Source organism: Sphingobium sp. TA15, assembly GCF_037101235.1.
Taxonomy (GTDB): domain Bacteria; phylum Pseudomonadota; class Alphaproteobacteria; order Sphingomonadales; family Sphingomonadaceae; genus Sphingobium; species Sphingobium indicum.
This window is the reverse complement of record NZ_AP025355.1, coordinates 3368610-3385368: the sequence shown is the minus strand read 5'-3', so window position 1 is coordinate 3385368 and position 16759 is coordinate 3368610. Positions and strand designations below refer to the sequence as shown.

Genomic DNA, 16759 nt, shown 5'->3' with positions numbered 1-16759 from the left:
CGGGCGGCCGCCCCGAAACGGCGGTCCTTAACGGACGCCGTCGCGCTCGGCGCGCTTGCGCTCCAGCTTGCGGGCGCGGCGAACGGCGGCGGCCTTTTCGCGGGCGCGCTTTTCCGAGGGCTTCTCATAATGACGGCGCAGCTTCATCTCGCGATACACGCCCTCGCGCTGCAGCTTCTTCTTGAGCGCGCGCAGGGCCTGGTCGACATTGTTGTCGCGAACGATGATTTGCATAAGCCAGTCAAACTCCAGTCGAAAACGGACGGATCGCCAGGAAATTCAACCCTTCCCGACGGGCCGCCCGAATGAAATAGCGGTGAGTCGCCGCAGGTCACCCTGCGCCGTGTGGGGCGCGCCCTACCAGCAGAGTCGCGCAAATTCAACCCAAAAGCCGTTTTTCTCGACAGAGGCGCGGGACAGGCAGATAGTCGCCCCATCAACGATAAGGAGGATCGCCATGGCAACAGTCGCCAAGACCAAGGGCAAGCGCCCCGACATGTCGCCCGCGGAATGGGCCGCGCGCCAGCAACTCGCCGCCTGTTACCGCATTTTCGACCATCTGGGCTGGTCGGAACTGATCTACAATCACATCACCCTGCGCGTGCCGGACGAGGAAAACGCCTTCCTGATCAATCCCTTCGGCCTGCTCTACGGCGAAGTGACCGCGTCGAACCTGGTCAAGATCGACATTGACGGCCATGTGCTGGACGGCAGCCCCTATCCGGTCAACCGCGCCGGTTTCACCCAGCACAGCGTTTTCCACCGCCACCTGCCCGACGCGCACTGCATCATCCACACGCACACCACCGCCGGCATGGCCGTCAGCGCCACGCGGGAGGGGCTGACGCCCACCAATTTCTACGCCGCCGCCTTCATCGGCCGAATCGCCTATCATGATTTCGAAGGCGTCACGATCCGGCCGGAGGAGGGGGAGCGACTGGTCGCCAATCTGGGCGACCGGCGCATCATGATGCTGCGCAACCATGGCACGCTGGTCATGGCGAAGTCCCTGCCCCAAGCCTTCCTGACTCAATGGCTGCTCCAGCGCGCCTGCGAGATACAGGTCGCGACCGGCGCGGCCGGGACGCCGGTGGACATCCCGCCGGAGGTCATCGCCGTGCACCAGCGCGACCTGAGCGGCGTGCAATTGCCGACCGGCCCCGGCGTGCCGGATTTCGAGGCGCTGGTGCGGAAGATCGACCGGATCGATCCAGGCTGGCGGGATTAGGCCGGGGGAATGAGGGCGGGCGTTCCAACTCCCCCGCCCCCCACATCGCGCTCTTCGGCAGCCAATGCCCGACGCGCCCGTCAGGCCTCATCCGATTGCAACCGCCTGTCCCCGCTTGCTACCCGCACCATATTTCCGCATCTTCCCCCCATGCCCGCCATCCGCCCCGAACGGTCGATCTTCCTGCTGCTTCTGGCCTTGCTGATCGTCGGGCTGGCGGTGGGCAGCACCTATTGGCTCTACGCGGTGCAGCAGCGGGTCAACATCTGGGTCCAGCACACCCTGCGCGTCGAGAACCAGCTTTCGACGCTGCTGCTGCATGTGCAGGAGGCGGAAAGCGCCCAGCGCGGGTTCATGCTGACGCGCAAGGACTCCTTCCTTGGTCCCTATGAGGCATTTCGCGGCCGATGGCGGCAGGAACTCGCCGCGCTGCGCGTGGAGGTGCGCGACAATCCCCCGCAGGCCCGATCGGTGGAGGAACTGGAGGAACTGTTGGACGACCGGCTGTTCCTGATGCGCACGGGCATAGAGCGGCGGCGGCGGGGGGAGATCATCCCGGCGGGCGATTTCGATGCGGGCATGGTCACGATGGCCCGCATCCGCGCCCTGGTGGCGGCGATGCGGGCGCGGGAGGCGCAGTTGCTGAAGGGCCGGACGGCCAATGACAATCGCCTCAGCACCATGGTTTCGATCGGGCTTGCCGTGTCCGCCGTGCTGATCACCCTGTTGGGCGCGGTGGCGCTGCGCACCGCCTATCGCCGCGTGGCCGAGGCGACGGAAAGCCAGCAGGCGCTGGCCGACATCAACCGCCGCCTGATGAGCGAGGCGCGGGAGCGCGAAGCCGCCGAGGGGCAATTGCGCCAGATGCAGAAGATGGAATCGATCGGCCAACTGACCGGCGGCATCGCCCATGACTTCAACAATATGCTCGCCATCGTCATCGGCTCGCTCGACATTGTCCGGCGGCGGCTGGCGCCGGGCACCGACGTCCGGATCGTCAGGGGCGTCGACAACGCGACCGAAGGGGCGCAACGCGCTGCCCAGCTCACCGCCCGGCTGCTCGCCTTTTCCCGCCAGCAGCCGCTGGACCCGCAGCCGACCGACGTCAACAAGCTGGTCGGCGGCATGTCTGAACTGCTGCGCCGCACGATCGGCGAGAGCATCCGGGTGGAGGCCGTGCTGGCGGGCGGGCTGTGGCGGGCGAGCATCGACCCCAGCCAGCTCGAATCGGCCATCATCAACCTCTGCGTCAATTCGCGCGATGCGATGCCCATGGGCGGCAAGCTGACGATCGAGACGGCCAACGCCCATCTCGACGATGCCTATGCCGCCGCCCACAACGACGTCTTGGCCGGGCAATATGTGATGGTGTCGGTCACCGACAGCGGCACCGGCATGCCGCCCGAGGTGGTGGAGCGCGCCTTCGACCCCTTCTTCACCACCAAGGGCGTGGGCAAGGGCACCGGCCTCGGCCTCAGCCAGGTGTTCGGGTTCATCAAGCAGTCGCGCGGCCATGTGAAGATCTATTCCGAACCCGGCGAGGGCACGATCATCAAGATCTACCTGCCGCGCCATTACGGGCCGGAGCCGGTCGCCGGCGCCGTCCAGGCGGCGCCCGCCGAACTGCCCCGCGCCAAGGGGGAAGAGATCATCCTGGTGGTGGAGGACGAGGAGCGCGTCCGGCACATGTCGGTCGATTCGCTGCGGGAGCTGGGCTACACCATCGTCCAGGCATCCGACGGCGAACAGGCGCTGGAAATGCTGACGATCCAGCCGCGCATCGACATGCTGTTCACCGACGTGGTCATGCCCGGCATCAACGGGCGCGACCTGGCCGACCGGGCGCGGGCGAGCCGACCGGGCCTCAAGATCCTCTACACCACCGGCTATACCCGCAACGCCATCGTCCATAACGGCATGCTCGACCCCGGCGTCTCCTTCCTCGCCAAGCCCTTCACGCTCGATCAACTGGCGGCAAAGGTGCGCCAGGTCCTTGATGCCGATCCCGGCGAGTCCGACTGATCGAGATTATGGACAGGGGCGGATGAGGAACATATGATGAACAATCATGACCGCCCTCACCACCCGACAGAAGCTGGAAATCCTGGCCGACGCCGCCAAATATGACGCGTCCTGCGCCTCGTCGGGCACGGCGAAGCGCGACAGCGCCTCGGGCCGGAAGGGCGGCATCGGCTCGACCGAGGGCATGGGCATATGCCATGCCTATGCGCCCGACGGCCGCTGCATTTCGCTGCTCAAGATCCTGCTGACCAACAGCTGCGTCTTCGACTGCCATTATTGCGTCAACCGCCGGTCGAGCGATGTGCGGCGCGCCCGCTTCACCGTGCGGGAAGTGGTCGACCTGACGCTCAGCTTCTATCGCCGCAACTATATTGAGGGGCTGTTCCTCTCCTCCGGCATCATCCGGTCGTCCGACTACACGATGGAACAGTTGGTGGCCGTCGCCCGCAGCCTGCGCGAGGAGCATGATTTTCGCGGCTATATCCACCTCAAGACCATTCCCGACGCCGATCCGGAACTGGCGCGCCAGGCGGGCCTTTATGCCGACCGGCTGTCGATCAACGTCGAACTGCCGACCGAGCAGGGCCTGCGCAGGCTGGCGCCGGAGAAGGACGGGCAGCGGATCGAAAGCGCCATGGCGGGCATGCGCGACGCCATAGAGGATGGGTCGGACGCCAGTCGCCGCTACGCCCATGCGCCGCGCTTCGCCCCGGCCGGCCAGTCCACCCAGATGATCGTCGGCGCGGACCAGGCGGACGACCGCGCCATCATCCGGCGGGCCAGTGCGCTCTACAGCCGGCACGGGCTGCGGCGGGTCTATTACAGCGCCTTCTCCCCCATCCCCTCGCCCAGCAGCGTGCTGCCCTTGAAGCGTCCGCCGCTGATGCGCGAACACCGGCTCTATCAATCGGACTGGATGATGCGCTTCTACGGCTATTCGGCGCAGGAGCTGGAAAGCGCCGCCGATCCCGCCACCGGCTGCCTGCCGCTCGACATCGATCCCAAGCTCGCCTGGGCGCTGCGGCACCGGGATTGCTTTCCGGTCGACGTCAACCGCGCCCCGCGCGAGGCGTTGCTGCGGGTGCCGGGACTGGGGGTGAAGGCGGTGGACCGGATCGTCGCCAGCCGCCGCCACCGGCGGCTGCGGCTGGACGATGTCGCCCGGCTGACGCGGAGCGTCGCCAAGCTGCGCCCCTTCCTGGTCGCGGCCGACTGGCGCCCGGTGCATCTGGCCGACCGGCTGACCCTGCACATCGCGCACCCGCCCGCCTCGCAATATGAGCTTTTTCCGTGAGTCGCGCGCATTTTGCCGTTGATCGGACGGGCGGTTCATGTTTTCCTTGTCCAACGCAAGGAAAGGGCCGGATTTTTGGCGACGAAGTGGAACGATGGCGCGACCCGCCGCACGGGCCATGCCCAGCGGATGAGCACCCATCTGGCCGTCGCCCTGGTCGTCTTCTGCCTGCTTCAGATCTTCATCGTCGCCAAGATGGGCGGGTCGCTGCTGCTGCATCTGGGCATCATCGTGGCGATCGGCGGCTTTGCCGTCGCGGCGCGGGGGCTGGAGCGCCGCTGGGAGTTGCTCGACAGCAGCGGCCTGCCCGCGCACAGCCTCGACCTTCGCTTCCGCCGCGATCTGGTGCAGCTCTGGGGCGCCAGCATTGGCGGCGGGCTGCTCTGGATTCCCGTCGCGATCATTTTTCACGCCCTGTTCGGCTGAACCCAAAGGCCTGGTCCATCGTTGTTCCTTCCGCAAGAGAAGGAGCATGCCCCATGGCCGACGCCAGCATTTTCGACCGATTGAAGCAGGATCATGACGCCCATCGGCAATTGTTCGACAAGATGGCCGATGCGCAGGCGGAGCCGGATCGGCTGGAAAAGCTGTTCGAACAGTTCCGGGTGGAGGTGACGGCCCATGCGGCGGCGGAGGAGGAAACGCTCTACGCCACCATGCTGGCGCGGCCCGACCTGCGCGAAGACGCGCAGCACAGCGTGTCGGAGCATAAGGAGATCGACGATTATCTTGAGGAACTGGAAGGCCTGCCCTTCAATGGCGATGAATGGAACCGCGTCTTCGCCCAGATGAAGAAGCGCTACCTCCATCATATCGAGGAGGAGGAGGAGGAGATGTTCCCCGACGCGGCGAAGGAACTGACCGCGGAGGAGGAGCAGAAGCTGGCCGCGCGGTTCGCCCAGCGCAAACCGGCCGAATTGCAGCGCGCCGAGGCGAATGATTAGGGTCCATGCATCGCGCGCGGCTGAACGGACCGGATGATTTCGACGGTTGGCGCGTGGCCGCGCGCGCCTTCGCCCTCGCCGGCACGAAGCCAGCCGACATCCTCTGGCATATAGGGGATGAAGGCGATCTCTTCGCGGCGGACGAAGAGCCTCCGCCCGTAGGCGAGGTCGCCTTTTCCGTCCCGCGCGCCTTTGTCGAACTGGCGGAGAGGGCAATCCTGCACCGCGATGCGGAGCGTTTCGCCCTGCTCTACGCCCTGCTCGTCCAAGTGCGCGACCGCCCCGCCAGCCTGGAGGATCGCGCCGACCCGCTGGTCCGGCGGGTGGAAGCGTTGGCCAAGGCAGTGCGGCGCGACATGCACAAGATGCGCGCCTTCGTCCGCTTCCGTGAACTGGCCGATGCGGAGGGGCCTCGCTTCGTCGCCTGGTTCGAGCCGGACCATCATATCGTCCGCGCCAATGCCGGATTCTTCGCGCGCCGCTTCGCCTCGATGCGCTGGTCGATCCTGACGCCGGAACTCAGCATCCATTGGGACGGCGATGCGTTGACCGAAGGACCGGGCGCCACCCGCCGGGATGCGCCCGCGCAAGACCCGGTCGAGGACATCTGGAAGGGCTATTATGCGGCGATCTTCAATCCGGCGCGGCTCAAGGTCGGCGCGATGCTGTCCGAAATGCCCCGGAAATATTGGCGCAACCTGCCCGAAGCCGCGCTCATCCCGGAGCTTGTGGCAGGCGCCCAGTCACGGGAGGCGGCCATGATCGCGACGCCGCCCAAGCCTTCCGCCCGGCAGGGGAACGCCGCGGCGGCCTGGAGCGCGCTGCGTGAGGAGGCGATGGGTTGCACCCGCTGCCCGCTCTACCGCGACACGACCCAGACGGTGTTCGGAGAAGGGCCGGTCGACGCCCCGCTTATGTTCATCGGGGAACAGCCCGGCGATCAGGAGGATCTGGCCGGGCGCCCCTTTGTCGGGCCGGCCGGGCAATTGTTCGACTATGCGCTGGAGGAGGCGGGGATCGACCGCAGGCGCGCCTACATCACCAACGCCGTCAAGCATTTCAAGCATGAGCGGCGCGGCAAGAGGCGCATCCACCAGACGCCCGAAACGCCGGAAATCCAGGCCTGCCGCTGGTGGCTGACGCAGGAGCTGGAGCTGGTCCGGCCCCGGATTATCGTCGCGCTCGGCGCCACGGCGGGGCGGGCGCTGCTGGGGAAGGCGGTGACGATCAGCCGCGTCCGCGGCGCGCCCATCGCCCTGGAGAGCGGCGCGCAGGGCTGGATCACGGTGCATCCCAGCTATTTGCTGAGGGTGCCGGATGAGGCTCGCAAGATGGAGGAGAGAAAGCGCTTCGTCGCGGAACTGCGGGAGATTGGAGAGCAGGTGAAGGTGCTCGCCTGAAAGTCGCCGAGGGATCCTACAATAACCCCAGCTTCGACAATTCCCCCAGCAACCGCGTCGGCATGGCGTCCAGATCGTTCGCTTCGCCCGACCCCAGATCAGGCGGCGCGTCCTTGTCCTCCAGATAGCGCCAGCCCTGATGCGCCCGCTTGGGCAATGCGCGCACCGGGATCAGCCGGGGTTCCAGCCTGATCCAGTAACGGCCCTGCCCGGTTTCCTGAAAGCCCAGCAATGGACTGCGCCCGACAAGCTGGTGCCCATGAATCCAGAACAGCGAACCATCCGCCAGTTCCTCGACCCGCTTTGGCAGGTAGCGCGTGGTCAGCCGCGCCTCCTCCGCATGGCTTTCCAGCCAGGCGCGGAGCGTCGCGGGACTTTCGCTCCGAAAGGCGATCTTGGTGAGGTGCAGCGGCATGGCAGGAAGATGGGCGCTGGCTGGCCGATTACAAACCCCAGACCGTGGCAAGGCCGAGGAAGGAGAAGAAGCCCATCACGTCCGTCATCGCCGTCACGAACACAGCCGAGGATACGGCCGGATCGATATTCATCCGGTCGAGCGTCACCGGCACCAATATGCCCGCCAGCCCGGCCACCAGATTGTTGATCAGCATGGCGAGCGCGATGACGATCCCAAGGTCGTGATTGCCGTAGATCAGCCCCACCGCGACGCCGATCAATATGCCAAGCGCCGTGCCGTTGGCGCTGGCGATGCGGAATTCGCGCGCGATCTGGCGGATGGTGTTGGAACTGGTGAGCTGGTTGGTGGCAAGGGCGCGCACGGCGACCGCCATGGTCTGCGTCCCCGCATTGCCGCCCATGCCCGACACGATGGGCATCAGCACCGCCAGCACGACATATTTGGAGATGGTCGACTGGAACAGCCCGACCACCGACGCCGCCAGGATCGCGGTGCCGAGGTTGACCACCAGCCATTGGAGGCGCGTGCGCACCGTTTCCAGGATCGGCTGGTTGATGTCGCCCTCGCCCGCGCCGGACAGGCGGAGGATATCCTCGCCCGCTTCCTCGGAGATGATGTGGACGATGTCGTCGACCGTGATCATGCCGACCAGCCGCCCGCTGCCGTCCACCACCGCTGCGGAGATCAGCGCATATTTCTGGAAGCGCAGCGCGACCTCCTCCTGGTCCATGTCGACCGGGATCAGCGTCTGTTCGCGCTTCATCAGGTCCGCCATGGCGACGCTGCGCGGGCAGGTCAGCACCCAGCTCAACTGGCAGGTGCCGATCGGCTTGTGCGCCTCGTCGACGACGAAGATTTCCCAGAAATCGCTGGTCAGGTCGCGATTGTCGCGCAGATAGTCGATCACCTGCCCGACCGTCATATGCTCCGGCACCGCGACCAGGTCGCGCTGCATCAGGCGCCCGGCGGATTCCTCCGGATAGGAGAGCGCGCTTTCGATGGCGGCGCGGTCTTCCGGCTCCATCGCATCGAGGACGGCCTGCTGGTCGGCCTCCTCCATATCCTCGATGATGGCGACGGCGTCGTCGGTGTCCAGTTCGGCGGCGAACTCAGCCACCTGTTCGGGCAGCAGCGCGTCGAGCAGGTCGTCACGGACATAATCGTTGAGTTCGGACAGAACCTCCGCGCCGACCAGGTCGCCCAGCGCCGCCGCCACCTGCCCGCGCCGTTCGGAGGGGGTGAGTTCCAGAAGGTCGGCGATGTCGGCCGGGTGCAGCGGCGAGACCAGTTCGCGCGCGAGGTCGCGGTCGTCCGCCTCCACCGCGTCCAGCACGGCGGAGACGAATTCGCCCTTCAGCCGGTCATCCTCGTCATGGCGGGATTCGGCCTGTTCAGCGGCGATATCGCCCAGTTCGTCCGGCCGGGGTTCGGCCGTATCGGCTCGTTCGCTCATCGCGTCCCCTACTGTCCGGTTCCTGTAGCATTTCGCTGCTTTTGCCCATGCCCGTCACAATTGCAATGGCTTCCATCCCCGTCTCAACGCTCTATATGGTCCATCACCCCAATTTTCCCCGAAGAGAGGATTTTTCATGGCCGACGACACCCTGACCCTTTCCCTCGACAGCGGCGGCGACGTCGTCATCAAGCTGCGTCCCGACCTGGCCCCCGGCCATGTCGAGCGCATCACCCAGCTTGCCAAGGACGGCTTCTACGACGGCGTCGTGTTCCACCGCGTCATCCCCGGCTTCATGGCGCAGGGCGGCGACCCGACCGGCACCGGCATGGGCGGGTCGAAGCTGCCCGACCTGAAGGCCGAATTCAGCCGCGAGCCGCATGTCCGGGGCGTCTGCTCCATGGCCCGCGCCATGAACCCGAACAGCGCCAACAGCCAGTTCTTCATCTGCTTCGACGACGCCACCTTCCTGGATGGCCAGTACACCGTCTGGGGCGAAGTCACCTCCGGCATGGAACATGTCGACGCCCTGCCCAAGGGCGAGCCGCCCAAGACCCCCGGCAAGATCGTGAAGGCGACTATTTCTTAAGAAGACTGTCCGTGGCGGAGATGGCGTTGCCCGTCTCCGCCGCTTCCTCAGTCGGCGGCGCATAGGGGCCGATGCTCTCTATATGCCAGCGGCGGTCCGCCTCGCTGGAGCCGGGCACATCGTTGGCCCGGCGCAACGTCACCTGCCGCAGCCGATACCAGGGCTTGCCGTTCGCGGCCAGGCGACCATAGACCTGCACCGGCACCGTCACGAACAGCGATCCCGCGGCCCCCTCAATCGCGCCGGGCGCGCCCAACTGGGCATGGATCTCGCTGAATCCGCGAAAACGGGCGGCGAAGCGCGCATCGTCTTCCGCCCCCATGGCGCTGTTGTCGTTCCACAGATCCTGCGCGTCATTATAGCGCTTTTCCTCCAGCAGGCCGTAATAGCCCTGCACCACCTGGGCTGCGCCCTGCGCACCCTTGGGATCGATGGAGCCTTCCTCCACCACTGGCTGCGGGTCGACCGGCAGGCCGCCGGGCATGCCGGGCGCCGGCGGGTTCAGCGGCTCCAGCACCGCCTGCGCCTCCGCCCGGAAATTATTTTCGACCTGCGCCGCATTGGCGCCATTGGCCAGATTGTCGATCGCGCTCTCCTCCCGGCCGTCGCAGGCCGCGAGCAGGAGCAGGGCGAGAACCGCGCTGGACCCAAGCCGCATCAGTCGCGCCGACCCCGCCAGCCCTCACGGCCGGAGCGGCCGCCGCCGCCGGAACGCGCGCCGCCGTCGGATCGGGTGCGCGGCGTCCCCCAATTGCGTTCCGTCCGTGGCGTCGTCATATCCCCTTGTCCCCTTCCTGGCCGGGGCGCCTGCGCGCCCGCAGCGGGATTGCCCTGTCGGGCGTTCCGCCAATTGCCGCTCCACCGATTGCCGTCGCCGCCGGAACGCTCCCGCCAGCCCTGACGCGGTGCGCCATTGTTCCAGTTGCCGCGCCGGCCGTCATCGCGGCGGGCCTCCCGGCGTCCTTCCCAATAGCGGCGCTGGCCTTCGCTCCAACGTTGGCGATGGCCGCTGCGATTGTACACATAATAGCCGCTGCCGGGATAGTAGTAGCCGTCATACCAGCCGCCATAATAGCCGGGACGATAATAGCCGCTGCCCACGCTCACGCCGCCATAATAGCCATCATCATAAGCACAGCCGCCCAGGGCCAGCGCACCGGCAAGGCCGATCGCCGCGAGGAACCTCCGTCCGGTCCAGGCCATCGCCTTTCTCCTTCATCCTGCATCCATGCCATGCATAACGCGGGCTGCTTGAATTGGTTGTGAATGGCCTGGGTGGGGAGAGCGGTCAGGCTTGGCTCGGCGCACCTTCGCCGGGCGCGGACCTTCCCCGATTCCGCCACCAGCGCAATATCGCTTCCCCGGCGGGCCGCTCGACCAGCCGGTTGATCAGCGTGCCCAAAACCAGCGCCACGGCGAATGCCGCCGCGAACCCCGTCCAGGGACTGTACCCCGCCTCCGCCATCTTCAGCATGACGACAAAGCCGACATGCTGATGGATGAGGTAGAAGGAATAGCTGATCCCGCCCATCCAGACGAGCGGACGAAAGCTGAGGAAACGCAGCCGCCCGGCGACCAGCGCCACGAACGTCGCCAGCAGCAGGACGCCGGCCAGCAGCATGTCCGGGCTGTCGATCGTCGCGACCGACAGCAGCGCGAGCGCGGCATGGGGCGCCTGCTGGCGCCAGCTTCGCTGCCCTGCCCAGACGCGATAGGACAATATGCCGATGATGAAGAAAGGCACATAGCGCAGCACCAGCAGCATCACGATCCTTTCCGGCATGCCCGGCCACAGCGCGTAGAGCCAGCGCGCGGCCAGCCAGCCCAGCAGCAAGAGTTCCAGCCGCCTTAGCCCCGTGCACTTCCAGATCGACAGCATGCAGGCGTAAAAGGCGATCTCCACCGTCAGCGTCCAATAGGCGCCGTCCACCTCCGGCAGGAAGGCGAAGCCCTGCAGCATGGTGACGTTGGCCAGAATCGCCGCCGGCCCGATCAGCAGTTGGGAAACCCGCGCCAGGGATTCGATGCCCAGCGTCAACAGCATCGCGACGAGATAGGCGGGATAGAGCCGCGCGAAACGGTTGATCAGGAAATCGGCCGCCGTGCGGATGCGGTCGAGCGTGAAGAAGATCGCGAAGCCGGAAATGGCGAAGAACAGCAGCACCCGGTAATTGCCGCCCAGAAAGCGGAAGGGCACATGGGCCGCCTGCGGGAACAGTTCATGGAAGCGCGTGGAATAATGGAAGACCAGCACGCATAGCGCCCCCAGCCCGCGCAAGGCGTCCAGTTCCGTCAATCGGCGGGAAGAAGGGCGCGGCCCCGGCATGACCGCGCCATAGCAAAGAAACAGCAATCATTCCGTTAATATCGTGGTTAAGCAGCGATATAAGCCATGCTTCCGTCGATGACTGGATTGGGTGGGAAGCGGACGTTCCCCCTCCCGCAGGCGGGAGGGGGCTAGGGGGTGGGCTGGCGCGACATCCGCGTTGTTTTGCAACGGCCAAGTCAGAAGCTCCCCGGATCAAGTCCGGGGTCGCGCCCACCCCTAACCCCTCCCGCCTGCGGGAGGGGAATGTCTTGGATTGGCCTTTCTTGCCGCTGGCTGCGGACCCCAGGAACGCCCATCACAGGCCGGTTCGGCCAGCGGCATCCTGCTCCGCCACCCGTTTCAATCCCGCCAGTTGCTCCGCCAGCACCTTGTCCACCACCGGCGCGATCCTGGCCGCACCCATGCGGATATAACCGCCGACCACATAGCTCATGACGACACGCACGCCCTTCCCGGACGGGGCGATGTCGAAAGTCAGCGTCCCGGTCACGGCTTCGGCCTGCAACGGCCCAAGGGCGCCGGACAGCCGCAATTGCCGGTCAGGCGCGGCATGGATCACGCGGGCATGTTCGACGCTGCCCACCCGTCCCTCTTCGCCCGGCAATGCTTCGCAGAAGCATCCGCCCGCCACTGGTTCCAGCCTGAGATTGGCGGCAGAGCCGCTATAGCTATGCGCACCGTTCCACCAGCGTCCGGGCTGGCCCAGAAGGCGATAGACCGTCGCGGCATCGGCGGCGACCTGAACGCTGTTCTCCACCGCAAAGCCGGCATCGCTGCTGGCGGTAACAGCAGAATGGGCCGGTGCGGCCATCGCCGCGCCAGCCCATCCCAAAGCCACGATCTTGCGCATAAATCCCCTCCCGAATGGAGGGCCAGCTTAACTCAGGCGGCCTTGCCGTCCAATATGGCGGCGATAGCGACCGTCACATCGTCCATGTCGGCCATGCCGTCGACCCGCGACACGATGCCGCGCGCTTCGTAGATCGGCAGGATGGGCGCTGTCTTGGCGCGATATTCGGCCATGCGGGTCCGCACGGTTTCCTCATTGTCGTCCGGACGGCGCTTGAATTCATGGCCGCCGCATTTGTCGCAGGCGCCCTCGACCTTCGGCGTCTTGAACCTGTCGTGATAGCCCTCGCCGCAGGTCGCGCAGGTGAAGCGGCCGGTGATGCGCTCGACCAGCGCATCCTCGTCCACTTCGAGTTCGATCACATGGTCCAGCGTCCGGTTGCGGTCGGCCAATATGCCGTCCAGCGAATGCGCCTGCGCCTCCGTCCTGGGATAGCCGTCGAAGATCACGCCGGTTTCCGGAGCCAGGGCGTCCAGCGCCTCCCCGATGATGCCGGAGACGATCTCGTCGGACACCAGCTCGCCGGCCTCCATCACCGCCTTGGCCTTGAGGCCGATGGGCGTCCCGGCCTTCACCGCCGCGCGCAGCATGTCGCCGGTCGACAGTTGCACCATGGCCCGGCTGTCCACCAGGCGCGTCGCCTGCGTTCCCTTGCCGGCGCCCGGAGGGCCGAGCAGAATGATATTCATGTCGCGCATTCTCCCCTGTTCTTCGCGCTTTTTAACCGCGCCGCGCAGCGTTAGCGCAGACGCCCCTTCAGCTTCGCCTTCTTGATCAGATCCCCATATTGATGGGCGAGCAGGTGGCTCTGGATCTGCGTCACGGTGTCGACCGTAACATTGACGACGATCAACAGGCTAGTCCCACCAAGGTAGAAGGGAATGCCCGCCCGGGCGATGGCGAATTCCGGCACCAGGCAGATGAAGGCCAGATAGGCCGCGCCGATCACCGTGATGCGCGTCAGCACATAATCCAGATAATTTTCGGTGTTCTTGCCCGGGCGGATGCCGGGAATGAAGCCGCCGTTGCGCTTGAGATTGTCGGCCGTTTCTTCCGGATTGAACACCACGGCGGTGTAGAAGAAGCAGAAGAAGACGATGCCAAGGCCGTACAGCGCCATATAGACCGGGCTGCCGTGCGACAGATACTGGTTCAGCGTCAGCACGAAATCGCCGAGCCTGCTCTCGCCCGCCACGGTCTGGCCGGCGAATTGCGAGACGGTGAGCGGCATCAGCAGCAGCGACGAAGCGAAGATCGGCGGGATCACGCCCGCGGTATTGACCTTCAGCGGCAAATGGCTGCGGTCCGCCTGCATCAGGCCCTGCCGCGTCTGGCGCTTGGGATATTGGATCAGCACCCGGCGCTGCGCCCGCTCCATGAAGCAGATGAAGGCGATGAGGCCGAAGCCCAGCACGATCACCAGGAAGATCACCAGGCCGGAAATCGCGCCCGTGCTGCTCGACTTGAACAGGTTGCTCAGCGTCACCGGCAATTGCGCGACGATGCCCGCCATGATGATGAGCGACACGCCGTTGCCGATCCCGCGCGACGTGATCTGTTCGCCCAGCCACATCAGGAACATGGTCCCGCCGATCAGCGAGACCACCGCCGCGACCCGGAACAGATAGCCAGGGTCGACCACCGCCTGCACGCCCGATTGCGCGCCGAAGCTCTCCAGCCCCACGGCGATGAAATAGCCCTGCACGGCGGTCAGGCCGACCGTGCCGTAACGGGTGTATTGATTGAGCTTCTTGCGGCCGCTTTCGCCTTCCTTCTTGATCGCCGCGAGTTGCGGCGAGAGGCTGGCGGCAAGCTGCACCACGATGGACGCGGTGATATAGGGCATCACCCCCAGAGCGATCAGGCTCATGCGGGAGAGCGATCCGCCCGAAAAGGTGTTGAAGATGTCGAGGATGCCGCCATTGGTCTGCGCGTAGAGCTGCGACAGGGCGGTCGGATCGACGCCCGGCAGCGGCACGAAGCTCAGGAAGCGGAAGACGATCAGCGCGCCCAGCGTGAACCACAGGCGCTTCTTGAGGTCGGTCGCCTGGCTGAACTTCGCCAGGCTGAGATTGGATGCGAGCTGGTCGGCTCTCGATGCCATCTTGGCTGCCCTTCAAAACATCTTGCCGGAGTAACGCTCCGGCCTGAATCGCTAACCCCTTAGCGAGGTCATGGGGCGCTGTCGAACCGGGATTTGCCGCTCCTGCGACAAACAGCGTTCCCCGATGCACATGACCCCGCCGACCCATATCGGGCAGCGGGGTCATGCTTGCAAGACTTGGCGGGCCGGATCAGGCCTTTGCAGCGGCCTTCTTCGCGGCAAGGGCGGTGCCCTTCTTCGCCTTGGCCTTTTCAGCCGCGGGAACGACAGCGATCACATCGACCTTGCCGCCGGCCTTCTCTACCGCTTCGACCGCGCCCTTCGACGCGCCGGCGACCAGGAAGCTGACCTTGGCGGTCAGATCGCCCTTGGCGAGCAGGCGCACGCCGTCCTTGCCGCCACGGGCGAGGGCAGCGGCCTTCAGCGCCGCATGATCGATGGTCGCGTTGGCGTCCAGCTTGCCGGCGTCGATCGCCTTCTGCACCGCGCCCAGGTTCACGATCGCGAAATCCTTGGCGAAGATATTGTTGAAGCCACGCTTCGGCAGACGCATGTGGAGCGGCATCTGGCCACCCTCGAAGCCGTTGATGCTGACGCCCGAACGCGCCTTCGCGCCCTTCTGGCCGCGACCGGCGGTCTTGCCCTTGCCGGAACCGATACCACGGCCCACGCGCATCCGGCCCTTGCGGGCGCCGGCATTGTCATTGAGTTCGTTAAGCTTGGTCATTGTGCACTCGCTTTCGCTATGTTCGCGCAAGGCCCGGTCCAAAGGGCCGGGCCGCAGCCCCAGCGAAGGCTGGGGCCTTGTGAGGCTGGGCGGAACCCCATCGAGGGTTCGCCCAGCGGCCTGAGATCCCGGCCTTCGCCGGGATGACGGATATTAGTCGACCACTTCCACCATATGGGGGAGCTTCTTGATCGCGCCGCGGACTTCCGCGGTATCTTCCAGTTCCACCACGCGGTGCATCTTGCCAAGGCCCAGGCCGATCAGAATCTTCTTCTGGGCTTCGGGACGACGGATCGGCGAACCGATCTGCTTGATCTTGATCTTCGCCATATCCTGTTACTCCGCAATCGCTTCGGCATCGGCCTGCGCGACTTCGGCCGAGGCGCCGCCGCGACGCAGAAGGTCGGCGACCTTCTTGCCGCGACGCTGCGCCACCGACTTGGGGCTGGTCTGCTCGCCCAGCGCCGCGAAGGTCGCGCGGATCATGTTATAGGGGTTCGACGTGCCGTTCGACTTGGTCACGACGTCAGCGACGCCGAGGCTTTCGAACACGGCGCGCATCGGACCACCGGCGATGATGCCCGTACCGGCCGGGGCCGAACGAACCGTCACCTTGCCTGCGCCGAAATGGCCCAGGCCATCATGGTGCAGCGTGCGGCCTTCCTTCAGCGGAACGCGGACCATCGCCTTCTTGGCCGAAGCGGTCGCCTTGCTGATGGCTTCGGGCACTTCGCGCGCCTTGCCATGGCCGAAGCCCGCGCGGCCCTTGCCGTCGCCGACGACGACCAGAGCAGCGAAGCCGAAGCGCTTGCCGCCCTTGACGGTCTTCGAGACGCGGTTGATGTGAACCAGCTTCTCGATCAGTTCCTCGCCCTGTTCCTCGTCACGATTGCCGCGACGGTCGTCGCGACGGCCACGGCCGCCACGCTCGCCACGGTTGCGGTCGCCGCCGCGACCACGGCCGCGACGGCCTTCGGTCTGCTCGCCGCCTTCAACGGCAGCCGGTGCGCCCGGCTGGGCCTGGATTTCGTTTTCGTCAGCCATTTGTCAGAACTCCAGCCCGGCTTCACGGGCCGCATCGGCCAGCGCCTTGACGCGGCCATGGAACAGGAAGCCACCACGGTCGAACACGACCTGGGTGACGCCGGCGGCGGTCGCCGCGGCGGCGACGCGCTTGCCGACATCGGCGGCGGCGTCGGCGGTGGCGCCGGTCTTGCCGCGCACATCCTTGTCCAGGGTCGACGCGGCCGCCAGGGTCTTGCCCTGCGCGTCGTCGATGACCTGGGCGTAGATGTGACGGCCCGAACGGTGGACGCTGAGGCGCGGACGCGTGCCCGAAACAGCCTTGAGCGCGGTGCGGACGCGGCGACGGCGCCGCGCGAAGAGGGAAAGCTTTGCCAT

20 protein-coding genes are annotated in these 16759 nt (G+C 66.1%); 7 read left to right on the top strand and 13 right to left on the bottom strand.

From position 1 onward, the window contains the following. Positions 1–27: 27 nt before the first annotated feature. Entirely contained in the window at positions 28–234 is a 207-nt protein-coding gene (gene rpsU / locus Sj15T_RS16590) for a 30S ribosomal protein S21 (protein ID WP_004208618.1), read from the bottom strand. Between the two features lie 223 nt (positions 235–457). Here rpsU and Sj15T_RS16585 point away from each other — a divergent pair, with 223 nt between their 5' ends. The 6 genes from Sj15T_RS16585 to Sj15T_RS16560 all read left to right on the top strand — a co-directional run bounded on the left by Sj15T_RS16585 (position 458) and on the right by Sj15T_RS16560 (position 6888). Next, a complete protein-coding gene (locus tag Sj15T_RS16585) occupies positions 458–1228 on the top strand; it encodes a class II aldolase/adducin family protein (protein ID WP_013039191.1) in 771 nt (256 codons plus the stop codon). A gap of 150 nt (positions 1229–1378) precedes the next feature. Continuing rightward, positions 1379–3250 (top strand): CHASE3 domain-containing protein, encoded by a 1872-nt coding sequence (locus tag Sj15T_RS16580; protein WP_013039190.1) that lies wholly within the window; start codon positions 1379–1381, stop codon positions 3248–3250. Positions 3251–3296: 46 nt separating this feature from the next. Then, positions 3297–4544, top strand: a complete 1248-nt coding sequence (locus tag Sj15T_RS16575) for a putative DNA modification/repair radical SAM protein (protein WP_013039189.1) — start codon at positions 3297–3299, stop codon at positions 4542–4544. 75 nt (positions 4545–4619) lie between these two features. Continuing rightward, positions 4620–4970: a hypothetical protein gene (locus Sj15T_RS16570; protein ID WP_007686535.1), complete on the top strand. Its 351-nt coding sequence runs from the start codon at positions 4620–4622 to the stop codon at positions 4968–4970. A gap of 53 nt (positions 4971–5023) precedes the next feature. Continuing rightward, complete coding sequence (locus Sj15T_RS16565) at positions 5024–5488, top strand: hemerythrin domain-containing protein (protein WP_007686537.1); 465 nt, start codon at positions 5024–5026, stop codon at positions 5486–5488. 5 nt (positions 5489–5493) lie between these two features. Continuing rightward, a complete protein-coding gene (locus Sj15T_RS16560; RefSeq protein WP_013039187.1) occupies positions 5494–6888 on the top strand; it encodes a UdgX family uracil-DNA binding protein in 1395 nt (464 codons plus the stop codon). Positions 6889–6904: 16 nt separating this feature from the next. On the opposite strand, the gene Sj15T_RS16555 is transcribed toward Sj15T_RS16560, so the two are convergent. Together Sj15T_RS16555 and mgtE are read right to left on the bottom strand one after the other, a co-directional pair. Next, positions 6905–7303, bottom strand: coding sequence for a DUF1489 domain-containing protein (locus Sj15T_RS16555; RefSeq protein ID WP_013039186.1), 399 nt, complete (start codon positions 7301–7303; stop codon positions 6905–6907). A 28-nt stretch (positions 7304–7331) separates the two neighbouring features. Further along, positions 7332–8759 (bottom strand): magnesium transporter, encoded by a 1428-nt coding sequence (mgtE, locus tag Sj15T_RS16550; protein WP_013039185.1) that lies wholly within the window; start codon positions 8757–8759, stop codon positions 7332–7334. 136 nt (positions 8760–8895) lie between these two features. Here mgtE and Sj15T_RS16545 point away from each other — a divergent pair, with 136 nt between their 5' ends. After that, complete coding sequence (locus Sj15T_RS16545; protein WP_013039184.1) at positions 8896–9348, top strand: peptidylprolyl isomerase; 453 nt, start codon at positions 8896–8898, stop codon at positions 9346–9348. On the opposite strand, the gene Sj15T_RS16540 is transcribed toward Sj15T_RS16545, so the two are convergent. The 10 genes from Sj15T_RS16540 to rplR all read right to left on the bottom strand — a co-directional run bounded on the left by Sj15T_RS16540 (position 9338) and on the right by rplR (position 16759). Then, positions 9338–10006, bottom strand: a complete 669-nt coding sequence (locus tag Sj15T_RS16540) for a hypothetical protein (protein ID WP_013039183.1) — start codon at positions 10004–10006, stop codon at positions 9338–9340. The two genes, Sj15T_RS16545 and Sj15T_RS16540, sit on opposite strands and share 11 nt — an antisense overlap. Continuing rightward, positions 10006–10551, bottom strand: coding sequence for a hypothetical protein (locus Sj15T_RS16535; RefSeq protein WP_013039182.1), 546 nt, complete (start codon positions 10549–10551; stop codon positions 10006–10008). Before Sj15T_RS16535 ends, Sj15T_RS16540 begins: the two co-directional genes overlap by 1 nt. An 85-nt stretch (positions 10552–10636) precedes the next feature. Next, positions 10637–11674 carry an acyltransferase gene (locus Sj15T_RS16530; protein ID WP_013039181.1) on the bottom strand — a complete coding sequence of 346 codons (1038 nt, stop codon included), beginning with the start codon at positions 11672–11674 and terminating at the stop codon, positions 10637–10639. A gap of 298 nt (positions 11675–11972) precedes the next feature. Next, a complete protein-coding gene (locus Sj15T_RS16525; RefSeq protein WP_013039180.1) occupies positions 11973–12527 on the bottom strand; it encodes an SRPBCC family protein in 555 nt (184 codons plus the stop codon). A 32-nt stretch (positions 12528–12559) separates the two neighbouring features. Then, entirely contained in the window at positions 12560–13216 is a 657-nt protein-coding gene (locus Sj15T_RS16520) for an adenylate kinase (RefSeq protein ID WP_041385678.1), read from the bottom strand. A 50-nt stretch (positions 13217–13266) separates the two neighbouring features. Then, complete coding sequence (secY, locus tag Sj15T_RS16515; RefSeq protein ID WP_007686557.1) at positions 13267–14631, bottom strand: preprotein translocase subunit SecY; 1365 nt, start codon at positions 14629–14631, stop codon at positions 13267–13269. Positions 14632–14821: 190 nt separating this feature from the next. Beyond that, the gene (gene rplO / locus Sj15T_RS16510; RefSeq protein ID WP_013039178.1) at positions 14822–15358 is read right to left on the bottom strand and encodes a 50S ribosomal protein L15; all 537 of its coding nucleotides are present in this window, start codon (positions 15356–15358) and stop codon (positions 14822–14824) included. A gap of 153 nt (positions 15359–15511) precedes the next feature. Continuing rightward, positions 15512–15688 carry a 50S ribosomal protein L30 gene (gene rpmD / locus Sj15T_RS16505; RefSeq protein ID WP_013039177.1) on the bottom strand — a complete coding sequence of 59 codons (177 nt, stop codon included), beginning with the start codon at positions 15686–15688 and terminating at the stop codon, positions 15512–15514. Between the two features lie 6 nt (positions 15689–15694). Then, positions 15695–16402, bottom strand: coding sequence for a 30S ribosomal protein S5 (gene rpsE / locus Sj15T_RS16500; RefSeq protein WP_013039176.1), 708 nt, complete (start codon positions 16400–16402; stop codon positions 15695–15697). 3 nt (positions 16403–16405) lie between these two features. Continuing rightward, entirely contained in the window at positions 16406–16759 is a 354-nt protein-coding gene (gene rplR, locus Sj15T_RS16495) for a 50S ribosomal protein L18 (RefSeq protein WP_007686561.1), read from the bottom strand.

What these genes read in the sequence shown, in the direction of transcription:
- mgtE (WP_013039185.1), bottom strand. Translation starts at nt 8,759, where the DNA reads ATGAGCGAACGAGCCGATACGGCCGAACCCCGGCCGGACGAACTGGGC.
- Sj15T_RS16580 (WP_013039190.1), top strand. Translation starts at nt 1,379, where the DNA reads ATGCCCGCCATCCGCCCCGAACGGTCGATCTTCCTGCTGCTTCTGGCC.
- Sj15T_RS16520 (WP_041385678.1), bottom strand. Translation starts at nt 13,216, where the DNA reads ATGAATATCATTCTGCTCGGCCCTCCGGGCGCCGGCAAGGGAACGCAG.
- secY (WP_007686557.1), bottom strand. Translation starts at nt 14,631, where the DNA reads ATGGCATCGAGAGCCGACCAGCTCGCATCCAATCTCAGCCTGGCGAAG.
- Sj15T_RS16585 (WP_013039191.1), top strand. Translation starts at nt 458, where the DNA reads ATGGCAACAGTCGCCAAGACCAAGGGCAAGCGCCCCGACATGTCGCCC.
- Sj15T_RS16525 (WP_013039180.1), bottom strand. Translation starts at nt 12,527, where the DNA reads ATGCGCAAGATCGTGGCTTTGGGATGGGCTGGCGCGGCGATGGCCGCA.
- Sj15T_RS16575 (WP_013039189.1), top strand. Translation starts at nt 3,297, where the DNA reads ATGACCGCCCTCACCACCCGACAGAAGCTGGAAATCCTGGCCGACGCC.
- rplO (WP_013039178.1), bottom strand. Translation starts at nt 15,358, where the DNA reads ATGACCAAGCTTAACGAACTCAATGACAATGCCGGCGCCCGCAAGGGC.
- Sj15T_RS16545 (WP_013039184.1), top strand. Translation starts at nt 8,896, where the DNA reads ATGGCCGACGACACCCTGACCCTTTCCCTCGACAGCGGCGGCGACGTC.
- Sj15T_RS16530 (WP_013039181.1), bottom strand. Translation starts at nt 11,674, where the DNA reads ATGCCGGGGCCGCGCCCTTCTTCCCGCCGATTGACGGAACTGGACGCC.
- rplR (WP_007686561.1), bottom strand. Translation starts at nt 16,759, where the DNA reads ATGGCAAAGCTTTCCCTCTTCGCGCGGCGCCGTCGCCGCGTCCGCACC.
- rpsE (WP_013039176.1), bottom strand. Translation starts at nt 16,402, where the DNA reads ATGGCTGACGAAAACGAAATCCAGGCCCAGCCGGGCGCACCGGCTGCC.
- Sj15T_RS16560 (WP_013039187.1), top strand. Translation starts at nt 5,494, where the DNA reads ATGCATCGCGCGCGGCTGAACGGACCGGATGATTTCGACGGTTGGCGC.
- Sj15T_RS16535 (WP_013039182.1), bottom strand. Translation starts at nt 10,551, where the DNA reads ATGGCCTGGACCGGACGGAGGTTCCTCGCGGCGATCGGCCTTGCCGGT.
- rpmD (WP_013039177.1), bottom strand. Translation starts at nt 15,688, where the DNA reads ATGGCGAAGATCAAGATCAAGCAGATCGGTTCGCCGATCCGTCGTCCC.
- Sj15T_RS16565 (WP_007686537.1), top strand. Translation starts at nt 5,024, where the DNA reads ATGGCCGACGCCAGCATTTTCGACCGATTGAAGCAGGATCATGACGCC.
- rpsU (WP_004208618.1), bottom strand. Translation starts at nt 234, where the DNA reads ATGCAAATCATCGTTCGCGACAACAATGTCGACCAGGCCCTGCGCGCG.
- Sj15T_RS16540 (WP_013039183.1), bottom strand. Translation starts at nt 10,006, where the DNA reads ATGCGGCTTGGGTCCAGCGCGGTTCTCGCCCTGCTCCTGCTCGCGGCC.
- Sj15T_RS16555 (WP_013039186.1), bottom strand. Translation starts at nt 7,303, where the DNA reads ATGCCGCTGCACCTCACCAAGATCGCCTTTCGGAGCGAAAGTCCCGCG.